This is a genomic window from Bradyrhizobium sp. 190 (assembly GCF_023073415.1).
Lineage (GTDB): Bacteria > Pseudomonadota > Alphaproteobacteria > Rhizobiales > Xanthobacteraceae > Bradyrhizobium.
This window is the reverse complement of the sequence record NZ_JADPJL010000062.1, coordinates 47,945-70,995: the sequence shown is the minus strand read 5'-3', so window position 1 is coordinate 70,995 and position 23,051 is coordinate 47,945. Positions and strand designations below refer to the sequence as shown.

The window sequence follows — 23,051 nt, the reverse complement described above, 5'->3', positions numbered from 1 at the left end:
TTTCGGGGATCGACCTATGTATGGCTACTTCTTCCGGCGATTGCTCGGCACGCTCCCCGTGATGCTGGTGGTCGCGGTCTTCATCTTCCTGATGCTGCGGCTGACCCCGTCCGACCCGGCGGCAGTCATCGCCGGCGACAATGCCACCACCGAACAGGTGGCGCAGATCCGCAGCCAACTCGGCCTCGACCGGCCGATGATCGAGCAATTCGTGATCTGGTCGGGCAGGGTGCTGACCGGTAATTTCGGCGAAAGCTTCTTCTTCAAGAAGACGGTGGCCTCGCTGATCGGCGAGCGGATCGAGCCGACCCTGTCGCTCGCCTTGTTCACGATCCTGATTGCGGTGTTTGTCGCTGTTCCGCTCGGCGTGCTGGCGGCGCACCGGCACGGTTCGTGGATTGACCGCATCGTGATGGGCTTTTCGGTGCTCGGCTTTTCCGTGCCCGTGTTCGTGATCGGCTACCTCCTGATCTATTTGTTCGCGGTCTATTTGAACTGGCTGCCGGTGCAGGGCTATCAGCGAATCTCGGAGGGGGTTGGCGGCTGGGTGCAGCGGCTGATCCTGCCGTCCGTAACCCTGTCGGTGATCTATATCGCGCTGATCGCGCGCATGACGCGCACCAGCGTCCTCGAGGTGCTCTCGGAAGATTACATCCGCACCGCGCGCGCCAAGGGACAGTCCGAGCGAAAGGTGCTGTTCCGCCACGCGCTGCGCAATGCGGCGGTGCCCATCGTTACCGTGATCGGCCTTGGCGTGGCGCTGTTGATCGGCGGCGTCGTCGTGACCGAAAGCGTGTTCACGATTCCCGGCCTCGGCCGGCTGACGGTCGACGCGGTGCTGGCGCGCGACTATCCGACGATCCAGGCCGTCATCCTGCTGTTTTCATTCGTCTACGTCATGATCAACCTGGCGGTTGATATGATCTATACCGTGCTCGATCCCAGGATTCGCTACTGATGGTGGACGCGACGATCCTCGAACCCGTTCTGCCGGCCAGCCCGACCAAGCCGGCTGCGTATCGCAAATTGCTGCGCAACCCGGGCGTGGTGTTCGGCGCCGCCGTCATTACGATCGTATTGCTGATGGGGCTATTCGCGCCCTGGCTCGGAACCATTGATCCCACGGCGATCAGCCCGATCGCACGAAACAAGGTCCCCGGCGTGGAAATCACAATGCGGACGGACACCGGCGAACGCATCAAGATGATCGCCAAGTTCGGCACGGACAGCCTGGGACGTGACGTCTACAGCCGCGTGGTCTATGGCGCGCGCGTCTCGCTCTTTGTCGGCATCACGGTAGCACTGATCAGCGTCGCCTGTGGCCTGTTCATCGGTCTGCTCGCCGGCTTCTTCCGCTTTCTCGACGCCATCATCATGCGGATCATGGACGGGCTGATGGCGATCCCGGCCATCCTGCTGGCGATCGCCATGGTGTCGCTGTTCCGCTCCAGCGTGTGGACGGTGATCATCGCCATCACGGTTCCGCAGATTCCAGGCGTGGTCCGGCTCGTGCGCTCCATCGTGCTCAGCGTGCGCGAGGAACCTTATGTCGAGGCGGCGGTGACGCTCGGCACTTCGACCCCGAAACTGCTGTGGCGGCATGTGTTGCCCAACACGATAGCGCCCATGATCGTGCAGGGCACGTTCATCTGCGCGTCCGCCATCCTCATCGAAGCCATCCTGTCCTTCCTCGGCATCGGCGTGCCGCCGGAGGTGCCGACCTGGGGCAACATCATGGCCGAGGGCCGGCAGGTCTTCAGCCTGTATCCGCACAACATCATCTATCCCGGTATATGCCTGGCCCTGACGATCCTTGCCGTCAACGTTCTCGGCGACGGCTTGCGCGATACGCTCGATCCCAAGATGGCGAAGCGGGTGTGATGTGAGCAACACTGTCCTCGAAGTCTCGAATCTTAGCGTCGCCATCAATGGCGGTGATCGGACGCATGCGGTGCAGGGTATCAACCTGACCGTCGATGCCGACGAGATCGTCTGCGTGGTCGGCGAATCCGGCTCCGGCAAATCGGTGACGGCGCAGGCCGTCATGGGCCTGCTGCCGAAGGGGGCGATGCAGGTCGAGAGCGGTTCGATCCGGCTGCAGGGCGATCAACTGCTCACCAAATCCGATGCCGAGTTGCGCGCGATCCGCGGCACCCGCATGGCCATGGTGTTCCAGGAGCCGATGACCGCGCTCAATCCGGTCGAGCGGGTCGGCGACCAGATCCGCGAAGTGCTGGAGATCCACACCAGCCTCGACCAGAAGGAGCAGCGCGCGCGTGTGCTCGAGATCATGCGCGCGGTGCATCTGCCCGATCCCGAACAGATGATCGACGCCTATCCGCACCAACTCTCCGGCGGCCAGCGCCAGCGGATCATGATCGCGGCGGCGCTGGTGCTCGATCCGGCGCTACTGATCGCCGATGAGCCGACCACGGCGCTCGACGTCACCACGCAGGCGCAGATCCTCAAGCTCGTGCGGGAAATGCAGGGGCGCAAGAAAACCGGCGTGCTGTTCATCACCCATGATTTCGGCGTCGTCTCCGAGATCGCCGACCGTGTCGTGGTGATGCAGATGGGCCGGATCGTGGAGCAGGGCCCCTGCGAGGAGCTGCTGCGGAACCCACGCGAGGACTATACAAGGATGCTGCTGGCCGCGGTCCCGAGCATGACGCCGCCGAAGCGGTCGCCGGTGACCGGACCGGTGGTCCTGCAGACCGAGAATCTTTTCAAGACCTATGGCAAGCGCTCGCTGTTCCAGCCGAAGGCGCGCGTGGTTGCCGCAGTCAAGGACGTCTCGCTGACGATCCGGCGCGGCGAAACGCTGGGCATTGTCGGCGAGTCCGGCTCCGGCAAGTCGACGGTGGCGCGCTGCGTCGCGCGGCTGGTCGACGCCACCGACGGCGGCATCAAGATCGACGGCGTCGATATCGCGGCGATGCGCGAGGCGAAATTCCGCCCGATGCGCCGGCGCATTCAGTTCATCTTCCAGGACCCGTATCGATCGCTCAATCCGCGGCGCACGGTCGGCGAAGCGATCATCGAGGGGCCCATGAACTTTGGCCTCAGCCGCAAGGAGGCGTTGCAGCGCGCGCGCGACCTGATGGCCGTGGTGCATCTGCCGCCGGCTGCGATCGATCGTTTCCCGCATCAGTTCTCCGGCGGCCAGCGTCAGCGGATCTGTATTGCGCGGGCGCTGGCGATGGAGCCTGAATTGCTGATCGGCGACGAGCCCGTATCGGCGCTCGACGTCTCTGTGCAGGATCAGGTGCTGAAGCTACTCGACGAAGTGCGCCGCAAGTTCGATCTGGCGGTGCTGTTCATCACCCATGATCTGCGGGTGGCCGCACAGGTCTGTGACCGGATCGCGGTCATGCAGCGCGGGGTAATAGTCGAGCAGGGCGCCACGGCGGACGTTTTTGCTGCGCCCCAGCACGAATACACCAGAGCGCTGTTCGACGCCGCGCCCGGCAGGCATCAGGAATTTGCCGCCAGCGCGTGATGGCGTTGCGTTCCTTCCATCAATGACAACGGCGTCAGCAGTGGCTGTCGTGCAGCAGTTCCAGCCCGTCATTCAACAGTGGGGAGCGGATTTGCGGATGTTGAGGCGGAGGGGAACGCCGATCCCGCGCTGGCTTGCTCGCCGTAGATTTCGACTTTTCGGGATGTTGTTCGCTCGGCATATCGTCAGCGCTCCATTTTGCTGCACGACAACATTTTGACCGGCGTTGCGTTCCTCACGCCGGATGCGCGGTGAGATGTTCCAGCATTAATTCGCATACACGCTCCGGCGCCTGATCCGCCGCGAAATGGCCGACGCCCGGAAGCACCTCGAAACGATAGGGCGCGGCGATGAAATCGACGGTGCCTTCGGCGGCGGCGCGGCCGACGGTGTCGTCGGCGTCGCCCCAGATATAAAGCGTCGGCACGCGAATGGGGCCGAGCGGCCCGCGGATCGCGCCGCGCGCGCGATACCAGGCAAGTGCAGCTTCCATCGCATCCTTGTTGCCGAGCACGGCGAGGTGCCTCTCGATCGCGTCGGCAGGGACGCCATTGGCGGCCAGACGCTCGCGCAGCCATTTGGCGTCGTCAGCCAGCACGACATCGGCGGCATCCGGTTCCAGAAACGCCTTGTGATGCTTTGAGCGCTGCGCCTGCTCGCTGTCATCCATCAGCGCGCGATTGAAAGCGTTCGGGTGCGGCCGCGAAAGAATGGTGAGCGAGGCTAGCCGTTCGTGGTGACGGTCGGCGAGGCCCCAGGCGATGCTGCCACCCCAGTCGTGGCCGGCGAGATGAAAACGCGCACTCCCATAACCCGCCGCCGCCACGATCGCCATGGCGTCGTCCATCAGGCGGTCGATCAGGTAATGCGAAAATTCGCGCGGGTCCGGCCGGGCGCCCGGCGAATAGCCGCGCTGGCTCGGCGCAATGGCGCGATAGCCCATGTCGCCGAGGCAGGCGATCTGTGCGCGCCAGCAATGCATCGATTCCGCAAAGCCGTGCAGCAGCAGGACCAGCGGCGCCCCTGGCGTGCCGGCGGTAATGACATCGAAGGCGAGATGCGGCGCGATGGTGATTTGTTCTGATGCCGGCATGGGGCGATCCTGGACGGGCAATCGGGCCAATCCATGGTGAGACATATTTCAACGAGGTGGGCGGAATTGTGCAACCCGGGAAAAGTGCTGTATTGGAAGCCGCATAGAGACCCGAGGGGACAGACGTTTGCATTATCTGAGGTCCATACTATTCGATGCCGCCGTGGTGATCCTGACGCTGGTCGTTTCGCTATCGGTGCCGTTCATGGCGCTGTTCAATGCGAGCAGCGCGACGGTGCGCGCGGTCTCCCAGGTCTGGGCCAACGGCATCATGTTCCTGATGAAGTATGTGGTGGGGCTGGATTATCGCATCGAGGGGCGCGAGCACGTTCCCGACGGTCCCTGCATCATCGCCTGCAATCATCAATCGCTATGGGAGACCGCGGCGCTCTGCGTGATCTTCCCCGATGCCAGCATCGTCGCCAAGAAGGAGTTGAGGAAGTTGCCGCTCGTCGGCTGGTTTCTGGGGCGCTATCCGATGATCCTGGTCGACCGGTCGGCGGGACGCCAGGCGCTGCGCCAGATGGTCGATGAGGCGAGGCGCGCGGTCGGCGAGGGGCGCAAGGTGCTCTTGTTTCCGCAAGGCACGCGGCAGGCGATCGACGAGCCTGTGAAATTCCAGTCGGCCGGCATTTCCGCCCTGTACACCAACCTCGACGTATCAGTCGTGCCGGCCGCGTGCAATTCCGGCCTGTTCTGGGGCAAGAAGACCTTGATGATGCATTCAGGCACCATCACGCTGTCCTTCCTCCCGCCGATTGCGCCGGGCCTGCCGCGCAAGGAGTTTCAGGACAAGATGGAGCGGATGATTGCGGAGGAGGCTAACCGGTTGCTCACGGTGACCGAGGCGAAGGTCCGCTAGCTTGCGCGGCGCGCTGCGAGCCAGCCGCCCAGTGGTGCCAGGAACGCCAGGCACCAGATGAACTGTGCCGCTTTCGGCGCGACAAAGGCTGTGGTCGTGCCGATCACGAACACCACGACGGGGACCAACGCTGTTGCCAGTAATTGCGGATCGTGACGGCCCCGCAGCGCGAGAACCCACAGCAGCGCATTCAGCGCGGCGATCACCAGCAGGTGGAAGCCGTAGATCACGGCGACCACGCCATCGAGCCGGTAGCTGCCGTAGAGGCCGTTGGTCACCGGCAGGATGATGATCGCGAGCAAAAAAAACAGATTGAGGAACACGACGCCGCGGCCGCCTTCCGGCGCCACCGCAAGCCGCCGGTGGTGGCTGAACCAGAACAGGCCGGCGACGATGAAGCTGATCGTCAGCGCAATGACGGGTTGGGCGTAGACACGCATCAGGTCATGCCAGCCGGGCGCGTTGGCAAAACTGCTGGCTTTGGGGAGATCATAGGCGAGCAGCGTCATGGCAACGCCGAAGATGGTGTTGCTCAGCATTTCCAGCCGGCGCATTTCGAAAAGATGGGTTTGCGGCAATTTGATTCCCCAATCGTCCTGACAGTCTCAGCGTCGCTGCGACAGCCCGACCGGCCTTAGCCTCACCAGTCCGTCTTCGCTTTCGCTTCGCTCAAGCTACGCCGGACACGCTTCGACCTGGCGGTCTTCGCGTGGCTGCGCCACGCGTAGCCCGCCAGGGCGAAGCGTGGTGCGGGCGGTGGGACTCGAACCCACACGACGTTGCCATCGAGGGATTTTAAGTCCCTTGCGTCTACCAGTTCCGCCACGTCCGCTTAGTCTCAGGAGATCAGATACTTAGCGCGTTTACCGGAGAAGTGGAATTGGCATGTTCCCCGGCCGAACGCATCCTTTGCTTTAAGCGAGCGCGTCTGCCAAAGCAAAGCCTCAATGCGGACACTTGTGCCTGTTTTAGGCAATCTCAACACTATCCGCCTAACGAAGGTCCGATGCCGATATCGCCGTCCCACTGCCGGTCATTCAAGCGCTGCCTTGCCGCGCTGGCGCTGGTTGCGCTCGGAGCCGGCCTGTCCGGCTGCGCCGGGGTGAGCGACGCCATTTCCCCGGCCTTCGCCGACCCCGCCAAATACGATCTCTACGATTGCAAGCAGCTCGAGACGGAGCGCAAGAATCTTGCCGCCCGCACCGCGGAGGTGCAGGGGCTGATGACGAAGGCCGAAACCGGCGTCGCCGGTCCCGTGGTGGCGGAGATGGCCTATCGCAATGACTACATTGCCCTGCGCGGACTGTCGAAGCTCGCCGATGAAGCCTGGCAGAAGAACAGGTGCCAGGAATCGAAACCGGAAGCCAGGCCGGCGCCGGTCCCGCCATCGATCGCGCCGGCTCCCGACGCCAAGAGCGGCCGTTCGAAGGCCAGCCGTGCGGCGAATTAAAGCTACAGAGTTTTCCGCTTACACCCGCCAGTCATAAATCCAGTCCTGCCGCGCCAGCATGCGCTGTGGGCCCATCGCCTTGATGGCGAGGTCGCGCGCCAGCGCCAGCGGTCCGGTGAGATGATAGATGCGCCCCTGTTGCCGTGCGGCGCGCTGCACCCGCAGCACACGGCCGCGCCGCAGTCGGCCATAGCGCTTCAGCGTTGCCGGGATGCCCGCGATATTGTCGCCCGGGCTTTCGCTCAAGCATTTGGCGAGCACGGCGGCGTCCTCGATCGCCATTCCCGCGCCTTGCGCGGCAAACGGCAGCATCGCATGCGCGGCGTCACCGAGCAGCGCGATCGCGCCATCAGTCCATTCGCCGATGTCGGGCAGCGTGAACAGCGCCCATCGCCGCCAGCCGTCGACGGCCCCGATCAGCATCCGCGCGGTGGCTGGCCAGCGTTGCGAGGCGAACGCGTTCTTCAGTTCATTGGCGTCGCCGGGTGCGCTCCAGCCCGGCCGGTTCCAGGTTCCCGGCACGATCGCGACCACGTTGATCTGCCGCGCGGCCGCGATCGGGTAGGCGACCAGATGCGCGTCCGGCCCCATCCAGAGTTGCACCCGCGGCGCGGTATATTCGCGCGGCAGCGTCGTCGCATCGAGGGTTCCGCGCCAGGCGATCAGGCCGGAAAATTGCGGTTGCACTTCCGGGAACAAATGGTTCCGCACCGCGGACCAGATGCCGTCAGCGCCGACCAGCGCCACGGCCAGTTCCTGCTGCCGCGCGTTGCCGCGGCGCTGGACCACGGTCAGCCCCTTGGCGTGCGATGTCGCGTCCTCGAACTGGCAGCCGAGCCGCAGGTCGATGTCCGGATGGTCGTTGACCTCTGCCTGCAGGGCTCCCTGCAGATCGGCGCGATGCATCACCCAATAGGGCGCGCCAGCGCGAAGGCTGGCGGCTTCGCCGAGCGGCAGGCGAGCGATCTCGCCGCCTGCCCGCGCGCTCATGATAGTGATGGCCTCGGGCGTCACGGCGCGCGACGCAAGCCGCGACCGCAGGCCGAGGTCGACGAGGATTCGGCTGGCGTTGGGCGAAAGCTGCAGGCCGGCGCCGGCTTCCTCCAGCCGTTCGGCCTTCTCCAGAATGATGACGCGAAAGCCTTTCGCGGCGAGCGAAAGCGCTGCCGTCAGTCCCCCGATCCCGGCACCAGCGACGATGATGGTGCGCGCGGCAGCCACCGAAAGGTCAGGCGACCTTGTCCTTCAGGACGCATTCCGGCGGGCGGGCCTCACCTGCGGCGAGGTCGGCGGCAAAGCGGTACAGCGTGGAGCAATAGGGGCAGATGATCTCGTTGTCGTTGCCGAGGTCGAGAAACACGTGCGGATGGTCGAACGGCGGATTGGCGCCCACGCACATGAATTCCTGCGAGCCGATCTCGATTACCGAGACTCCGGCGTCGTTATGGAAATGCGGGACGACATGGTCGGACATCAGTTTCACCTTGGATAGCAACGGTAGGCGGACACAATCAACGCGATCCGGCAAGCCCGAAACGCCGCGCACCATAATGGGGGGTGCCGATGATTCCTAGAGCGGTTGTTCAGCGATTCCTGGAGGTCCCCATCGCACATTTGCTCATGCAAATTCGACACAATATTGTCGTCGGGGAAAAGCCCTTCTTTCGTCGGGGCAGTTGTGTCTTAAAAACGGCACACCATCTTGAGAAAGACGAAAATATTGGGCTTTTTGGGATGAGGCGGTTGCGGGTCGGGTCAGCTCTTATAGGGGCGATAGGATGCTTGGCGCTCAGCGTGGCGGTGTGCGTGGCGCTGTGGCCGCATGCCCGCGAGGCCGGCGCCATTCTGGCGGCGCAGGACGACCCGGCGGCGCTATCCGATATCCACATCGATTCAGCCCTTCGAAGCAATCAGGCGCTGGTTGCCGACCATATCGAGGCAGCACTCGCGGAGGGCGATTCAGATCTCGCCAACAGCTTCGTCGAACTCGCCCGCGACAAGGGCATTGCCGTCAGCGACGAACTCTCGAAGCGCGTCAGCGATGCCGTTACTGACGCAGGTTCGGCGTCGCATTTTGCCAAACGCTTTGCCACCGGTCTGGTGACCGGTAACGCCGACGACGTCGCGAGCCTGTCGGGCACGGTCGCCGGCGATCTCTTCGTGTACGGCGATATCAGGGATGTCGTGCGCGAGGGCAAGCACCTGGCGACGGGCGAGGACGTGGACCGGCTGGTGCTGGGCCTGGCGACGGTAGGGCTCGCGGTGACCGCCGCAACCTATGTGTCTGTCGGCGGCGTCGGCCCGGTGCGCGCCGGCCTCAGCATGGTCAAGGGAGCCCGCAAGGTCGGGCGGCTGGGCGAGGGGCTGACGCAATGGGCCGGGCGCTCGGTGCGCGAGGTCGTCGATGCGCCCGTGCTGCAGCAGGCGGTCGCGAAGGGTTCGGTGCTGCGGCCCGGCCAGACCATCAGCGCGATCAAGGCGGCGTTCCGCGCCGAGAAGGCCGGTGCGCTAGTGCGGCTGGCGAAAGACGTCGGACGCGTCGGCGAAAAGGCCGGCACGCGCGGGGCGCTCGATACGCTGCGCATCGCGCAAGGGCCGAAGGACGTTGCGCGCGCCGCACGGCTTGCCGAATCCAAGGGCGGCCAGACCCGCGCGATTTTGAAGGTGCTCGGCCGCGGCGCGCTGCTATTGGCAACCGGCGCCTTCAATCTGACGATGTGGGTGTTCGGTGCGCTGTTGGCGCTGTTCGGTTTTCTGTCGTCGATCAAGGCGACCACCGAACGGGCTACCGAAGCATGGCTGCGTCGCAAGAAGGCGCGGCGGTTAAGAAAGCAGGCGGCAGCCTTGCCGTCCGGCCCGGCTCTGGCGGGCACAGTCGCGCAGGGCTAGACTTGCAGCCATTGCAAGATCGTTCATTCCAATCCCCCAATAAATGGAACTGATGATGCCGAGTTTTCACAACGGCGCTGTCGAAATTGCCTATCTCGACGAAGGCGAGGGTGATCCGATCGTTCTCGTGCACGGCTTTGCCTCCAGCAAGAACGTCAATTGGGTCTATCCGACCTGGGTTTCCGATCTGAGGAAAGATGGCCGCCGCGTGATAGCGCTCGACAATCGCGGCCACGGCGATTCCGAAAAGCTCTACGATTCCGCTGATTACGAAATTGCGATCATGGCAAGCGACGTCATCGCGCTGCTGGATCATTTGGGAATCGAGCGCGCCGACATCATGGGCTATTCGCTGGGATCGCGAATGACGGCGATATTGGCGCGCGAGCAGCCGCAGCGGTTGCGCTCGGCGATCCTCGGCGGGATCGGGATCGGGCTGATCGAGGGCGGCGGCCCCGGCGAGAACGTGGCCATGGCGCTGGAAGCGCCATCGCTGGAAGACGTCACCGACCCGGTCGGTCGGACGTTTCGCGCCTTCGCCGACCAGACCCGCTCCGACCGTCGCGCGCTTGCTGCCTGCCTGCGCGGTTCGCGGCGGCTGATGACAGCGGAGGAGGCCGCCGGGATCGGCGTGCCGGTCCTGATCGCAGTCGGCACCAAAGACGAGATCGCGGGCTCAGCCGCGGCGCTGGGGAAAATCATTCCGGGCGCCGAGGTGCTCGACATTCCGAACCGCGACCACATGCGCGCCGTCGGCGACAAGGTCTACAAGGTCGGCGTCACCGACTTCCTGTCGCGGCGGCAATGAGCGGTCGCGCGCGTCACTGGTGAAGCGCCTGATAGCCGCGATCAGCACTACCGTGGTCGCAAGCCACGCCAAGCGTGCGCCGTAACGATCATGCGGGCCTGATATCACGGCGCAGATGAACGCGTTGCCGAGCAGGGCAGACGTGACCGTGCCGGCGAGCAAGGTGAGATCGTCGAACGGCCGGCGCAGCACGCCGTGGCCGAACAGGATCGCGGCCAGCAGCATCGACGCCAGCGCGACGGGAACGTGAATCCGGTTGATTGCGGTGAAATCGAAATGCCAGCGCTGCTGCTGCGCCGCGCGCATCGGCTTCACCTGTGCGGGAAGAAAGCGCTCGACGATGCCGTAGGTATGGCCGAGCCAGACACCGATGCCTTCGCCGGTAGCGGCCTGGCCCAGTTGCTGCACTGTGGCCGTCAGCGCCGCCTTGGCCTGCCAGGCCGGATATTCGGCCAGCGAATGCAGCACGATAAAGCTCATCTCGTCGTTCAATCCTCGAAAGCGGCCCAGCGTGTTGAACATGCTGTTGCCCCACAGGAACTGGTCGGCGGTGGCGGGAAGCCGGTCGCGATAGGGGCAGAGCTTGAAGTTCTGCTTCGGACAATGATCGCGCAGATACTGCGCGACGATGCCATCCTGCAGCATCCGTCCGAAGGCTACGCCGTAACCGCCGGGTGTCCACGCCAATTTTCCGGACAATGCGAAATTGGTCGACAGCAGCAGCGCTGCTCCCGCGACGATGGTGAGGCTGCCCTGCGTCAGTCCGGAAACGGAAATCCGCCCACGCAGAAAGGGACGCGCGATCCAGCCGATACAACACAGTCCGAGCAGCACCGCGAGCGTCGCGCTGTGCGTCGCCGCGGCGAAAGCGGTGAGGCCGAACAGCAGGCATTTTTCCGGAATCGAAGTCCGCTCGCCATGCGCGACCAGGATGAAGAGCGCCAGCACGGACAGGCCGACGAAAATGTCGGTGAAGAGAGTGCTGGCGAGCCACGGCAGCGAGGTGGTCAGGGCCAAGATGAGGCTCATGGCCAAGAGCCGCAACGGCTGGGACTGGCCTAGCACGCGCAGCGTCAACTGCAGGATCCACAGCGTCGCCAGCGCGTGGAATCCGAGGTTGATCCAGAAGCTCGAATCCTCGCCGAAATGAAGATAGAGGCCGAACGTGGTGGAGCGGCTCGGCACCAAATAGCCCTCGTACCACCGCGCCAGGTAGCCGCCGGTATCCCACTGGAGCAGGGGGTAGCCATTCCACAGGGCGGGCGCCAGCAACATCAATGGGATGGCGATAGCGGCGATCCAGGCCGACCGCGAATCCGCAGCCGTCCGCGCCTGCACTACCTGCGTGCTGGTGTGACTTTCCCCCATTGGGTCCCAGCATCCGGGAATGGCAGGCCGGCCGAAATTGACCAATAGTCGGACATTATCCGGCTTGATTTCCGGAATTGATTGACCACCTTGAATTGACCCCGAATGGCATTCGGCTGCGGTTTACTTTGCCGAAGCCTGCCCGGGACAGCCGTCCGCCCGCCGTGCTATCATATCGGCCAACCAAGCGAATTTGCGAGAGCCCCCATGGCAGTGCATCAGGTCAATCCGCAAGGGTCGAAGCTCGCCGCGCTCGATCCGATCTGGGATCGCGTCCGGGGCGAGGCGGAGGACATTGTCCGCCGCGAGCCCGAGCTCGCTTCCTTCATCTATTCGACTGTGCTGCATCACGAACGCCTCGAAGATTCGGTGGTGCATCGTCTCGCCGAGCGGCTCGATCATTCGGCACTCTCAGGCGACTTGATCCGCCAGACCTACGACGAGGCGCTGCGCGACGAACCCGATCTCGGTAATGCGTTCCGTGCCGACCTGGTCGCGGTCTACGACCGCGATCCCGCAACCTCGCGCTTCATCGATCCATTGCTCTACTTCAAGGGTTTTCACGCGCTGCAGACCCATCGCCTGGCGCATTGGCTCTATCAAAAGGGCCGCAAGGATTTCGCCTACTATCTGCAGAGCCGCTCGTCGGCGGTGTTTCAGACCGACATCAATCCCGCCGCCAAAATCGGCCGCGGCATTTTCCTCGATCACGCGACCGGCTTCGTTTGCGGCGAGACTGCCGTGATCGACGACGACGTTTCGATCCTGCACGGTGTCACGCTGGGCGGCACCGGTAAGGAGAACGAGGACCGTCATCCCAAAATTCGCCGCGGCGTGCTGATCGGGGCCGGCGCAAAGATTCTCGGCAATATCGAGATCGGCCATTGCGCACGCATCGCCGCAGGCTCGGTGGTGGTCAAGCCGGTGCCTCACAATGTCACGGTGGCCGGCGTTCCCGCCAAGATCGTCGGCGAGGCCGGCTGTGCGGAGCCATCGCGCACCATGGATCAGATGCTCGGCGCGATCGGGCTTTGATTTTCCACACTTTCTGGCAGCCGTATTTGTGAAGTTACGGCTGGTAGTCTGCGCCGTCTCGTCCTAAAAACCTCCCGGAAATTCAAAGAATCCGATTGGAGACCGCCGTGGACGTTCAGGAAGTCAGGAAGCTCGACGCCTATCTCAAGCGCGTATTCGGCAATCCCAAGATCCGCGTCGTGCCGCGGCCGAAGAAGGACGACTCCGCTGAGGTCTATATCGGCGAAGAGTTCATCGGCGTGCTGTTCGTCGACGACGAGGACGACGATCGCTCGTTCCAGTTTCAGATGGCGATCCTCGAGGAAGATCTGGCCGATGTCGGCTGAGATGCGCACTCGCGCCACAACGCCGTAGCGCCGTAGGGTGGGCAAAGCGAAGCGTGCCCACCATTTCGAAGCGCGATCGGTGATAGATGGTGGGCACGTCGCTAACGCTTCTTTGCCCACCCTACGAGTCCGTGGCTAACCCTTCGGCCCTCGCATCTGCGCTGTCAGGCGATCCATCGCATTCGCAACGTCACGCCATTGCGACAGCCAGCTCCGCGGAAAGCGGAACGTCAGGTCGGCGCCATCGACGCGGCGCTCGCTTAGGCACATGCCGGGCGTCTGACTGTCGCGCAAACAGCGCGCGTTGAGGCTCGGCGTAGCGGCGAAGAACAGGTCCTCGTTGGCGTAGGGCGAGCCGTCGCGAAACGTACGCATCGTCAATCCGTCTTCCACCAGCGTTGAAGCCTGCTCGAGGTAACGCGGATAGATGGTGCGCACCCGCATGTCGGGCGCCAGCGAGTCGTGATGGGCTGATATCGATACGAAGATCCGATCGATCGGCTGTACCTTCTCCTCGATCGTATCGGCACTGACGTGCTTCGGCGCATCCGGTGGTTCCAGCGACGGGAAGACGAAACTGAGATCGACCCGCTCCTGCGGCCCGGAGTGGCGCTGGATCTTGCGGCGGATCGCCGCCGTCGGCACGTTGAAAAGCGTGGCGCCGACGCTGACCGGCAACCGATCGGGGGCGCTGGCAGGGCGCGCCACCCAGGTCGGCCACAGCAAATAGGCGACCAGCGCAACGGCGCCCGCGGTGATGATTACCGCGACCATGATCAGGATCATGTGCGAGCGCGGGTCCCTGCGGGTGTCGCGGGCGAGGTGCTGGGCCGTCGAAAGCAGGGTCATGAACGAAGCATCGGTCGAGGAAGAGCCAGGCGAATCATCTTCGAGAATATGCCATGGGGCGCGTGATTTCCTCATGATTTCGCAGGGTTTCCGACCTCGCCAGCCATGCGCAAACGAGGTCCCGGGGGGTGCGTTGTTAACCTTTCCTTAAGGATGCTGTGGCGGCCGCCGCCCAATTTTGCGAAAGCAGGGCGCACGGTTGTCGAGTAGGGGAAGTTACCATGTCGCCCGAAGCGTTGAATTCCCTGTTCGCCCTTTTCATCGGCTTTGCATTCGCGGGCGCGCTCGCCAGCGGCTATCAGGCGATGGCGGCGCGGCCGGCGGGGTTCGGGCTGCTTGGGGAAGGCGTGGCGCCGAAGACGTTTGCGGCCGTGCCGTTTCTGGTTTTCGCCGCACCCTTCATCATCATGCGCAACACGCTGCGCGGCGCGCAGATCGAGCGCCGCCGCTTCGAATTCGTGATGATGGCGACCGTGCTTTCAGGCTTCTGGAGCCTGATGTCCGGCACGTTCTTCCTGATGACGCTGCGCGCCACCGGCGTGCTGGCCTGAGGCTAGCGTCCTGCTCGCTTGATCCCGCGCCAGCGGTCGTGCCAAGGTCTCCGCCAACGGAGACCTTTTTGCTATGGCGATCTACGAACTCGACGGACAGGGGCCTGAATTCCCCGGAGACGGAAACTATTTCATCGCAGATACCGCCGTCGTGATCGGCAAGGTGCGCCTTCTGAATTCGGCCAGCGTGTGGTTCGGCGCGGTGCTGCGCGGCGACAATGAGTGGATCGAGATCGGCGAAGGCTCCAACGTGCAGGACAATTCCACCTGCCACACCGACCCGGGCTTTCCGCTCACGATCGGCAGCAACTGCACCGTCGGCCACAACGTTATCCTGCACGGTTGCACGCTTGAAGACGACGCGCTCGTCGGAATGGGCTCGATCGTCATGAATGGCGCGCGGATACGCCGCGGTAGCGTCGTCGGCGCAGGCTCGATCATTACCGAAGGCAAGGAGTACCCCGAATATTCCCTGATCATCGGCTCGCCCGCGCGCGTGATCCGGACGTTGACGCCGGAGCAGTCGACGGCGATGAGGCGTGCCGCGAAGTCCTACGTACGGAACGGGCCTAGATTCAAAAATGGACTGAAGAAGATCGGCTGAAGCCGGAAGCCTGCTTTCCGCCTCAGCTGCCTTCGCTCTCGTTCGCCTCGCGGGCGCCGGCGACCTTTTCATGGCCGGCGGCCCACAGCGCATGTTGCTCGCTGCCATCCTGATACGGATTGGCTTCTGCCGGAATGTTCTGGCGTGCGGCGCGCTGGCCTTGCTCGAAAGGGTCTGGGTCGGAATTCATGGTGGCGTCTTTCCGGCTTTCGATCTTGTCTTCTTCGGCGTCGCGGCCTTCGAAATCCCCGCACTTTTTCGCAGCGCATCCTTTAGATCGATGGGAATGCCGTGCTTCTTGAGCAGGTCTGCAAAGGCTTCATCGGCCAGTTCCTGAAACGTCCCCATCCTGTCGCGTGCAAGCTGGGTGAGCTTGTCGAGCGTATCGTCATCGAAGGCGATCAATTTGCGCAAGCGTGACCACTCCGGGCGTCGAGCGGTTGTGAATGAATGTTCTGGCGGGGGAATCGTTCCGGCAGGAACCAGGGCGCGGGTGCCGTCGTTGCTCCGAAAAGGAGATTTCCGATGAAGCTGGTATCTGCAGCCGCCGCAGTTGCGGCAATCACAATCCTGATATCCCCGGTCGCTTCGTTTGCTCAGAGCGCAGGCGGATCCGCGGGCGGATCGTCTGCCGGCAGCAGCAGCGGTAGCGCCGCCGGCTCGCCGAGCGCAGGCTCTGCCGGTGCCGGTTCGCAAGGCATCAGCGGCGTTCCTCCCGGGCCCGCCGCTCCCGGAGGACTTAACAATGCCGGCGAAGATCCAAGCGGCGCGGCGAACGCGTCCAGGCGCGCGTCTCCACCTGCGCCTGGGACCAACACCGCCGGCACCGCACAGTCGTCAGGCGGCGGTGTCAATACCGGTAGCGGTGTCACGACGGGCTCGGGAAGATCGGCGCAGACAAGCGGCGACGCCGAGATCACCGAAGAGAACAAAGCGGTCGATCGCAAGATCAAGAGCATTTGCCGCGGCTGCTGATATCGATTCCCGGCCAGCTCCGCTTCCACGGAAGTGAGCAAAGTTGCCCGGCCACCTCCTACTCGATACGGCTGGCGCATCCGGCCCGTTCAGGTATGCGGCTGACCTGGGACGTCCGGTCGCACGACGGGAGCAAAAATAGGCCAAGTCAACTCCGAGAACTCGTTCTAGACTTACCCCGGGATCTGCGAGGATCCGACGCCGAAAGCGCCGAGCACTTCGAGGGCGAGATCACAGCGGCATGAATAACGCGACCATGGTGTTTTCATCACCGAGGCCGTGGTTTTGATTCCGTTCGCTGATGCGCCGTTTGCATCTGATCAGGGATGTTGAACATGCTCACAGCCCCGGCATTGACGTTACTGTTTCTGGTGATCGTGATTTGTCTCGGTGCGGCCTTCGTCTGGATGTTCTGGGAAATCGAACAGAGGACGTCCAAGCCGCATCGGATGCCCAAGCCATACCGCAAGAGCGGTCACGTCGGATAGGCGATCTCGACAGTGTCGTGCGCTATCGCGTGCTGCGCGCGATGCTTTGGCGTGTGTGGTCACCGGCCATCATCCGCAATTTTCCGAAAAATTGCGACTATTAGTTGATACATCCTTAGATGGTCGCATGGAACTTTGCCGCGCGTGCATAGAACCATCGCATGTCTGGCAAAGAATTTGTGGAGGCGGGAAACTTGTAGTGCCGCGACCTGTCGCGGATGGTGGTTCGATTGATCGTCTCATCCACGTCAGATCTCTCGTCGGCCCTCAAATCGTGCACACGAGAGTTTCGAACTTCCGTCAGCTTGATCGTGCTGTTGTGGGGCTTGTGTTGCGCGCAGCCGGCGATGGCGCAATCGCTGCCGACCGGCGGAACGGTAGCAAGCGGAAACGTTTCGATCAGTTCGACTTCGCCGACCAGTCTCACGGTCACCCAATCGAGCCGCACCGGCATCGTCAACTGGTCGAGCTTTTCAATCGGGCAAGGCAATCAGGTCCAGTTCAATAACGGCAGCGGCGCGACGCTCAACCGCGTGACCGGCAATGTGCCGTCGTCGATCAATGGCGTCCTGTCGGCGACCGGGTCGGTCTATCTCGTCAATCCGTCGGGAATCGTCGTCGGACCGAGCGGGATCGTCAAGACCGGCGGCAGTTTTGTCGCCTCGACGCTGGATGTCCGGGATACGGATTTCCGGGCGGGAGGCGCACTGACCTTCAGCGGCAACAGCAACGCCTCCGTTGTCAACCTCGGCAAAATCGGTTCGTCGAAGGGCGACGTCGTCCTGATCGCACGGCAGCTTCGTAACGACGGCTCGCTGACGGCGCGCAACGGCACCGCCGCGATGGCCTCCGGCAGCGAGGTGGTGCTGAGCGACGGCTCGCTCGGCAATGGCAAGGTGCTGGTGCGGCGTCCGGCGCAGGATGGCGAGATCCGCAACAGCGGCGCAATCCGCGCCGCCGAAGTAGAGCTGCGCGCCAATGGCGGCAACATTTATGCGCTTGCCGGCAACACCGGGCGGACCATTACGGCAACAGGCGTCGCCAGCAAGGGCGGACGAATTTTTCTCACGGCCGAGGGTGGTTCGGTCAACGTGACGCAGAAAGTCGTGGCGCGGCGCGTGCAAGCAAACGTGGCACGCGCGGGGATCGCCAGCCAGCGCGGCCCGTTCACCGGCGGAGACGTCATCGTCAGCGGCGACAAGGTCGTGGTCGGCGGCACGATCGAGGCGAAGGGCAGCGGCGGCACCGTCGTGGTGACGGGCACGGATGTCATCCTGACTTCGGGCGCTACGATCGACGCCAGCGGGACATCGGGCGGCACCGTGCTGATCGGCGGCGATCGGCTCGGCGGATCGGACGCCACGCTGAAGTTTCTGCCGCAAACCATCGCCAACGCGCAGACCACGACGATCGAGGCAGGTGCGACGATCACGGCCGACGGCACGTCAGGCGCCGGCGGCAATGTGGTGGTGTGGTCTGATGGCACGACGTCGTTTGCCGGCGCCATCAGCACCCAGGGTCTGCGCGGCGGCTTCATCGAGACGTCGGGGCATGTGTTCAACTTCGCCGGCGGCAGCATCAATGCCGGCAGGGGCGGTGCATGGCTGCTCGATCCCGTGGATCTGACGATCGATGCGACGCTCGCCGGCACCATCGCGACCGCGCTGAACGGGGGCAGCAACGTTACCCAGTTGACGAGTGCGTCCGGCAGCGGCGGCACCGGCGACATCACGGTGGCAAGCGGCATCAGCTGGTCGACCAACGCGACGCTGACGCTCAGCGCCTATCGCAACATCGCGGTCAACGCCAACATCGCCAGCACCGGCGGCGGCGGTGTCGTGCTGGCCGCCGACAACGCCGGCACGGGCACCGGTACCGTGACGTTCGGCGGTGGCCAGATATCGACGGCGGGAATGGTGTCGATTTTCTACAACCCGACCGGCAGCAGTTCGACCGTCAACACCACCAAATACACGGCGCCGACGCAGACGAGCTTCAGCGGCAACGTCACCGGAGGTGCAACGCTCAAGACGCACATGCTGGTCAACAATGTCTTCGACCTCCAGAACATGAAGAACAGCCTGACCGGCACCTATGCGCTCGGCCGCGACATCGATGCGAGCATCACGTCCGGCTGGAACAGCGGCGCAGGCTTCGAGTCGATCGGCGCCGGGGTCAGCTTCAACGGAAACCTCGACGGCCTGGGCCACACGATCTCCGGCCTCTTCATCAATCGGATAACCCAAAACGTTGGATTGATCGCCTATCTCGGCACCAGTGCCTCGGTGAGCAATCTCGGCGTCATCGGTGCGACCGTCACCGGCCGGACCGCTGTTGGCGCAGTCGTTGGCTCGAACTACGGGACGGTCACGAATGTCTACTCGAGCGGATCGATCACCGCCACAGAAGCCGGCGCCGGCGGTCTCGTCGGCTACAATTTTAATACTGTGTCGAATGGTTACTCGAGCAGCACGGTGCGCGGACCGCTGTATGTTGGCGGTGCCGTCGGGTTGAATAATTGTAGCTCTTCCGGCTGCGCTAGTGGCCCCGGCTTGCTATCGCAGATCTATGCGACGGGCGCTGTGATCGGTACCGGCACCGGCCCAACCTCCATCGGCGGCCTCGTCGGCCTCAACGCCAGCTCAGTCACGGCGTCCTACTGGGACAGCTACACCAGCGGGCAGACGTTGGGCGTCGGCTCCGGCGGCTCGGGCGGCGTGACGGCCGTGACCAGCGACCCGGCGCTATCAGCCGCGGCCAATTACGCCTTCAAGCAGAGCGCCTACGGCAGCTTCAGCTTTCCGGGAGCAAGCACGGCTGGCTGGTTCATGATCGACGGCCAGACCCGTCCGTTCGGCCGCTGGGAATACCAAACCACCATCACCAACGCGCACCAGTTGCAGCTGATGGCGATGAATCTCGGCGCGAGCTACACGCTGGCGGGCAATATCGACCTCAGCTCCAGCCTGGCGGCCGTCAGCGGTAAATATCCTGGCATGTGGTCACCGGCGGGCTTCGTCCCGATCGGCAGCACCGCCACGCAATTCACCGGAGCGTTCAACGGCCAAGGCCGCACGATCGCGAATCTCACGATCAATCGGCCGAGCGCCGCCAACGTCGGATTGTTCGGCTATATTGGGTCGAGCGCAACGATCAGCGATATCGGCCTCGTCGGCGTCAATGTGAGCGGCTCGATAAACACCGGCACGCTGGTCGGTTACAACGAGGCGGGCACGATCACGCGCGCTTATGCCACCGGAGCTGTTACCGCCAGCAGCGATGTCGTCGGCGGTCTAGTCGCCAGCAACACGGGCAGCATCATGCAGTCCTACGCGGCGGTGACGGTCACCGAGAGCGGCGCCGGCCACTCTGCCGGCGGGTTGGTCGGCTCGAACAGCGGCCTTATCCAGCAGTCCTATGCGACAGGGGCGGTCAGCAGCGGCGGCACCAGGGTCGGCGGGCTGGTCGGCGGCAACAGCGGCAACGTCCAGCTGTCTTATGCGACCGGCGCGGTGAGCGGTACCAGCGATGTCGGCGGCCTGGTCGGTTACCACACCAACTTCGGCAGCATCGCGCAAGCCTACGCAGCCGGCGCCGTGAGCGGCGCGAGCGCGGTGGGTGGGCTGGTCGGCACGAGCAACAATAGTGCGACGATCGCACAATCCTATTGGGACACCGTGACGTCCGGCCGCGCGATCGGCGTCGGCAGCGGACCCACAACCGGCGCGATAGGCCTGACCACCAGCCAGATGCAGGACCCCGCGAACTTCGCCTCGACCTACGCCGGCTGGGACTTCGCCAACGTCTGGTCGGCGCCGAGCGCCGGCTATTATCCGCAGCTCTACGGCGTCAACTATGTCCTGCGCATCGATCCCGCCAATGCGTCGCGGGCCTATGGCGACGCCAACCCGGCTCTCACTTATACGTCCTACGGCCTGCACACGGGCGACACATCAGCCATTCTCGCTGGCCTCTCGCTGTCGACGGCGGCGACAATGACGTCCAATGTAGGAAGCTACGCGATCACAGCGGGCGGCAGCGTCACCAGCATCGGCGGGCAGGCCTATCGCCTGATCCAAGCGCCCGCAGCGCTGACGGTGACGCCACGCTCGATCACGGTGACGGCCGATGCGAAGAGCCGCGCCTACGGCGATGCCAATCCGGCGCTGACCTGGCAGGTCGGCGGCTCCGGCCTGGTCAACGGCGATACGTTGTCAGGCGCGCTGGCGACGTCGGCGACGACAGCCAGCAACGTCGGTACCTACGGGATCGGTCAGGGCACACTCACGGCCTCCGGCAACTACGCGCTGAACTATACGAGCGCCAACCTGACCGTTACGCCGCGGTCGATCACGGTGACGGCCGACGCCAAGAACCGCGCCTACGGCGATGCCAATCCGGCGCTGACCTACCAGGTCGGTGGTGCGGGCCTCGTCAACGGCGATACGCTGTCGGGCGCGTTGGCAACATCGGCGACGACCGCCAGCAATGTCGGCGTCTACGGCATCACGCAGGGCACGCTGGCCTCGTCGAACTATGCGATATCCTCGTTTACTGGCGCCAACCTCACCGTCACCCAGCGTGCGATCACGGTGACGGCCGATGCCAAGAGCCGCGCCTATGGCGACACCAATCCTGCGCTGACCTATCAGGTTAGCGGTGCGGGCCTTGTCAACGGTGACAGCCTGTCGGGCGCGCTGGTGACATCGGCGACGACAGCCAGCAACGTCGGCACCTACGGGATCGGGCAGGGCACGCTCACGGTCTCGGGCAATTACGCGCTGAATTATACGAGCAACAACCTCACGGTCACCCAGCGCGCGATCACGGTGACGGCCGATGCGAAGAGCCGGGCCTATGGCGACGTTAATCCGGCGCTGACCTATCAGGTCGGCGGCTCCGGGCTAGTGAACGGCGACATGCTGTCGGGCGCGCTGGCGACATCGGCGACAACTTCGAGCAATGTTGGCAGTTACGGGATCACGCAGGGTAGCTTGGCGGCCTCGGGCAACTACGCGCTGAACTATACGAGTAACAACCTCACCGTCACCCAGCGGGCGATCACCGTCACGGCCGATGCGAAGAGCCGTGCCTATGGCGATGTCAATCCAACGCTGACCTATCAGGTCGGCGGCTCGGGCTTGGTCAATGGCGATACATTGTCGGGCGCGTTGGCGACATCGGCGACAACAGCCAGCAACGTCGGCACCTACGGAATCGGGCAGGGCACACTGGCAGCCTCGGGCAATTACGCGCTGAACTATACGAGTAACAACCTCACCGTCACCCAGCGGGCGATCACGGTGACGGCCGATGCGAAGAGCCGGGCCTATGGCGATGTAAATCCTGCACTGACCTATCAGGTCGGGGGCTCGGGCCTCGTCAATGGCGATACGTTGTCGGGCGCGCTCGCGACGTCGGCGACCGCAGCCAGCAATGTCGGGATCTACGGCATTACGCAAGGAAGCCTCGCAGCCTCGACCAACTACGCGCTGAACTATGCGAGCGCCAATCTCACCGTCACCCAGCGGGCGATCACCGTGACGGCCGATGCGAAGAGCCGCGCCTATGGCGAAGCCAATCCTGCGCTGACCTATCAGGTCGGCGGCTCCGGCCTCGTCAATGGCGACACACTGTCGGGTGCGCTGGCGACGTCGGCGACGACTTCCAGCGATGCCGGCGTCTACGGCATCACGCAGGGGACACTGGCGGCCTCATCGAATTACGCCTTCGCCTTTGTTGGAGCGAACCTCACCGTTACGCCAGCGGCAACCCCTCGCGTACCGGCCGCAGAACTCGCAGCTTACGTGAAGTCGCGGGTGGCTTTGCCCGCGCCGCAGCCGCCCGCGCAGATGCGCGAGCCCGTGAGCATCGAGCAACCGTCTGCCGCAATCATCTGCAAATCCAGGCAATGCCTCGAGCTTCCTCATCCGCGCAATCGGCGGATTGGCGAACGCGCCAGATTCGTCGACACGATGATCAGTCGCGATCGGCTGCCAGCCTTTGCCGACAATTGATGTCGATTGGGTGAGGCCACGGCGAGCGGCCACACACATTTCGATGTGTTGATGCACGCGTAAGTTGGTTTGAATGGATCTGTTTCAACCGTTCGCGCTGCAGTTATGTCACACAAGGAATTCAACCTTAAGCCGTTCTTAATCCATAAACCATATTGGTTGACTTATTCATTGTTCGCCGTGTGCGACAGAGCGTCGGAACGTGCAGCTCATGCGGACTCACACGTCGATACCCCG

The 23,051-nt window shown here is 63.7% G+C and carries 20 protein-coding genes, 1 tRNA gene and 1 pseudogene; 13 read left to right on the top strand and 9 right to left on the bottom strand.

Features of this window, described 5'->3' with window-relative positions:
• Nucleotides 1–16 precede the first annotated feature (16 nt).
• From IVB22_RS29575 to IVB22_RS29565, 3 genes are read left to right on the top strand one after another with little or no spacing between them, the layout of a single operon-like run.
• Complete coding sequence (locus tag IVB22_RS29575) at nt 17–958, top strand: ABC transporter permease (RefSeq protein ID WP_247520691.1); 942 nt, start codon at nt 17–19, stop codon at nt 956–958.
• Nucleotides 958–1,881 carry an ABC transporter permease gene (locus IVB22_RS29570; RefSeq protein WP_247520690.1) on the top strand — a complete coding sequence of 308 codons (924 nt, stop codon included), beginning with the start codon at nt 958–960 and terminating at the stop codon, nt 1,879–1,881. Before IVB22_RS29575 ends, IVB22_RS29570 begins: the two co-directional genes overlap by 1 nt.
• Before the next feature lies 1 nt (nt 1,882).
• Nucleotides 1,883–3,499: an ABC transporter ATP-binding protein gene (locus IVB22_RS29565; protein ID WP_247520689.1), complete on the top strand. Its 1,617-nt coding sequence runs from the start codon at nt 1,883–1,885 to the stop codon at nt 3,497–3,499.
• Nucleotides 3,500–3,734: 235 nt separating this feature from the next.
• On the opposite strand, the gene IVB22_RS29560 is transcribed toward IVB22_RS29565, so the two are convergent.
• Entirely contained in the window at nt 3,735–4,592 is an 858-nt protein-coding gene (locus tag IVB22_RS29560; RefSeq protein WP_247520688.1) for an alpha/beta fold hydrolase, read from the bottom strand.
• 127 nt (nt 4,593–4,719) lie between these two features.
• Between IVB22_RS29560 and IVB22_RS29555 the strand changes: the two genes are divergently transcribed.
• Nucleotides 4,720–5,454, top strand: coding sequence for a 1-acyl-sn-glycerol-3-phosphate acyltransferase (locus IVB22_RS29555; RefSeq protein ID WP_247520687.1), 735 nt, complete (start codon nt 4,720–4,722; stop codon nt 5,452–5,454).
• Here IVB22_RS29555 and IVB22_RS29550 read toward each other — a convergent pair.
• Together IVB22_RS29550 and IVB22_RS29545 are read right to left on the bottom strand one after the other, a co-directional pair.
• On the bottom strand, nt 5,451–6,038 hold the full coding sequence (locus tag IVB22_RS29550) for a TMEM175 family protein (protein WP_247520960.1): 588 nt from the start codon (nt 6,036–6,038) through the stop codon (nt 5,451–5,453). The genes IVB22_RS29555 and IVB22_RS29550 overlap by 4 nt on opposite strands.
• A gap of 161 nt (nt 6,039–6,199) precedes the next feature.
• A tRNA-Leu gene (locus IVB22_RS29545) sits at nt 6,200–6,286 on the bottom strand.
• Nucleotides 6,287–6,460: 174 nt separating this feature from the next.
• Between IVB22_RS29545 and IVB22_RS29540 the strand changes: the two genes are divergently transcribed.
• Complete coding sequence (locus IVB22_RS29540) at nt 6,461–6,904, top strand: twin-arginine translocation pathway signal (protein ID WP_247520686.1); 444 nt, start codon at nt 6,461–6,463, stop codon at nt 6,902–6,904.
• An 18-nt stretch (nt 6,905–6,922) separates the two neighbouring features.
• Here the strand turns inward: IVB22_RS29540 and IVB22_RS29535 are convergent, their stop codons facing one another.
• Complete coding sequence (locus IVB22_RS29535) at nt 6,923–8,125, bottom strand: FAD-dependent monooxygenase (RefSeq protein WP_247520685.1); 1,203 nt, start codon at nt 8,123–8,125, stop codon at nt 6,923–6,925.
• Nucleotides 8,126–8,132: 7 nt separating this feature from the next.
• On the bottom strand, nt 8,133–8,378 hold the full coding sequence (locus tag IVB22_RS29530; protein WP_025590194.1) for a zinc-finger domain-containing protein: 246 nt from the start codon (nt 8,376–8,378) through the stop codon (nt 8,133–8,135).
• A gap of 260 nt (nt 8,379–8,638) precedes the next feature.
• On the opposite strand from IVB22_RS29530, the gene IVB22_RS29525 reads away from it, so the two are divergent.
• Nucleotides 8,639–9,793 carry a hypothetical protein gene (locus IVB22_RS29525; protein ID WP_247520684.1) on the top strand — a complete coding sequence of 385 codons (1,155 nt, stop codon included), beginning with the start codon at nt 8,639–8,641 and terminating at the stop codon, nt 9,791–9,793.
• A gap of 55 nt (nt 9,794–9,848) precedes the next feature.
• On the top strand, nt 9,849–10,601 hold the full coding sequence (locus IVB22_RS29520; protein ID WP_308200477.1) for an alpha/beta hydrolase: 753 nt from the start codon (nt 9,849–9,851) through the stop codon (nt 10,599–10,601).
• A 3-nt stretch (nt 10,602–10,604) separates the two neighbouring features.
• Here the strand turns inward: IVB22_RS29520 and IVB22_RS29515 are convergent.
• Nucleotides 10,605–11,969, bottom strand: a pseudogene (locus IVB22_RS29515) (hypothetical protein); the annotation flags it as partial.
• 207 nt (nt 11,970–12,176) lie between these two features.
• On the opposite strand from IVB22_RS29515, the gene cysE reads away from it, so the two are divergent.
• Complete coding sequence (gene cysE, locus IVB22_RS29510) at nt 12,177–13,004, top strand: serine O-acetyltransferase (RefSeq protein ID WP_247520682.1); 828 nt, start codon at nt 12,177–12,179, stop codon at nt 13,002–13,004.
• 107 nt (nt 13,005–13,111) lie between these two features.
• Nucleotides 13,112–13,330 carry a DUF3126 family protein gene (locus IVB22_RS29505; protein ID WP_025590201.1) on the top strand — a complete coding sequence of 73 codons (219 nt, stop codon included), beginning with the start codon at nt 13,112–13,114 and terminating at the stop codon, nt 13,328–13,330.
• A gap of 135 nt (nt 13,331–13,465) precedes the next feature.
• Here IVB22_RS29505 and IVB22_RS29500 read toward each other — a convergent pair whose 3' ends face one another.
• Entirely contained in the window at nt 13,466–14,104 is a 639-nt protein-coding gene (locus tag IVB22_RS29500; protein WP_374207744.1) for a hypothetical protein, read from the bottom strand.
• A gap of 296 nt (nt 14,105–14,400) precedes the next feature.
• Between IVB22_RS29500 and IVB22_RS29495 the strand changes: the two genes are divergently transcribed.
• Entirely contained in the window at nt 14,401–14,730 is a 330-nt protein-coding gene (locus tag IVB22_RS29495; protein ID WP_247520680.1) for a hypothetical protein, read from the top strand.
• Nucleotides 14,731–14,803: 73 nt separating this feature from the next.
• A complete protein-coding gene (locus IVB22_RS29490; RefSeq protein WP_247520679.1) occupies nt 14,804–15,334 on the top strand; it encodes a gamma carbonic anhydrase family protein in 531 nt (176 codons plus the stop codon).
• Between the two features lie 22 nt (nt 15,335–15,356).
• Here IVB22_RS29490 and IVB22_RS29485 read toward each other — a convergent pair whose 3' ends face one another.
• Nucleotides 15,357–15,524 (bottom strand): hypothetical protein, encoded by a 168-nt coding sequence (locus tag IVB22_RS29485; RefSeq protein ID WP_247520678.1) that lies wholly within the window; start codon nt 15,522–15,524, stop codon nt 15,357–15,359.
• A complete protein-coding gene (locus tag IVB22_RS29480; RefSeq protein WP_247520677.1) occupies nt 15,521–15,748 on the bottom strand; it encodes a hypothetical protein in 228 nt (75 codons plus the stop codon). The genes IVB22_RS29485 and IVB22_RS29480 overlap by 4 nt, the downstream gene beginning before the upstream one ends.
• Before the next feature lie 896 nt (nt 15,749–16,644).
• Between IVB22_RS29480 and IVB22_RS29475 the strand changes: the two genes are divergently transcribed.
• Complete coding sequence (locus IVB22_RS29475) at nt 16,645–16,797, top strand: hypothetical protein (protein ID WP_247520676.1); 153 nt, start codon at nt 16,645–16,647, stop codon at nt 16,795–16,797.
• Nucleotides 16,798–17,144: 347 nt separating this feature from the next.
• Entirely contained in the window at nt 17,145–22,814 is a 5,670-nt protein-coding gene (locus IVB22_RS29470) for an MBG domain-containing protein (protein ID WP_247520675.1), read from the top strand.
• The last annotated feature ends 237 nt before the right edge of the window (nt 22,815–23,051 follow it).

What these genes read in the sequence shown, in the direction of transcription:
- IVB22_RS29575 (WP_247520691.1), top strand. Translation starts at nt 17, where the DNA reads ATGTATGGCTACTTCTTCCGGCGATTGCTCGGCACGCTCCCCGTGATG.
- IVB22_RS29570 (WP_247520690.1), top strand. Translation starts at nt 958, where the DNA reads ATGGTGGACGCGACGATCCTCGAACCCGTTCTGCCGGCCAGCCCGACC.
- IVB22_RS29560 (WP_247520688.1), bottom strand. Translation starts at nt 4,592, where the DNA reads ATGCCGGCATCAGAACAAATCACCATCGCGCCGCATCTCGCCTTCGAT.
- IVB22_RS29540 (WP_247520686.1), top strand. Translation starts at nt 6,461, where the DNA reads ATGCCGATATCGCCGTCCCACTGCCGGTCATTCAAGCGCTGCCTTGCC.
- IVB22_RS29530 (WP_025590194.1), bottom strand. Translation starts at nt 8,378, where the DNA reads ATGTCCGACCATGTCGTCCCGCATTTCCATAACGACGCCGGAGTCTCG.
- IVB22_RS29525 (WP_247520684.1), top strand. Translation starts at nt 8,639, where the DNA reads ATGAGGCGGTTGCGGGTCGGGTCAGCTCTTATAGGGGCGATAGGATGC.
- IVB22_RS29520 (WP_308200477.1), top strand. Translation starts at nt 9,849, where the DNA reads ATGCCGAGTTTTCACAACGGCGCTGTCGAAATTGCCTATCTCGACGAA.
- cysE (WP_247520682.1), top strand. Translation starts at nt 12,177, where the DNA reads ATGGCAGTGCATCAGGTCAATCCGCAAGGGTCGAAGCTCGCCGCGCTC.
- IVB22_RS29500 (WP_374207744.1), bottom strand. Translation starts at nt 14,104, where the DNA reads ATGGTCGCGGTAATCATCACCGCGGGCGCCGTTGCGCTGGTCGCCTAT.
- IVB22_RS29495 (WP_247520680.1), top strand. Translation starts at nt 14,401, where the DNA reads ATGTCGCCCGAAGCGTTGAATTCCCTGTTCGCCCTTTTCATCGGCTTT.
- IVB22_RS29490 (WP_247520679.1), top strand. Translation starts at nt 14,804, where the DNA reads ATGGCGATCTACGAACTCGACGGACAGGGGCCTGAATTCCCCGGAGAC.
- IVB22_RS29485 (WP_247520678.1), bottom strand. Translation starts at nt 15,524, where the DNA reads ATGAATTCCGACCCAGACCCTTTCGAGCAAGGCCAGCGCGCCGCACGC.
- IVB22_RS29475 (WP_247520676.1), top strand. Translation starts at nt 16,645, where the DNA reads ATGCTCACAGCCCCGGCATTGACGTTACTGTTTCTGGTGATCGTGATT.
- IVB22_RS29470 (WP_247520675.1), top strand. Translation starts at nt 17,145, where the DNA reads ATGGCGCAATCGCTGCCGACCGGCGGAACGGTAGCAAGCGGAAACGTT.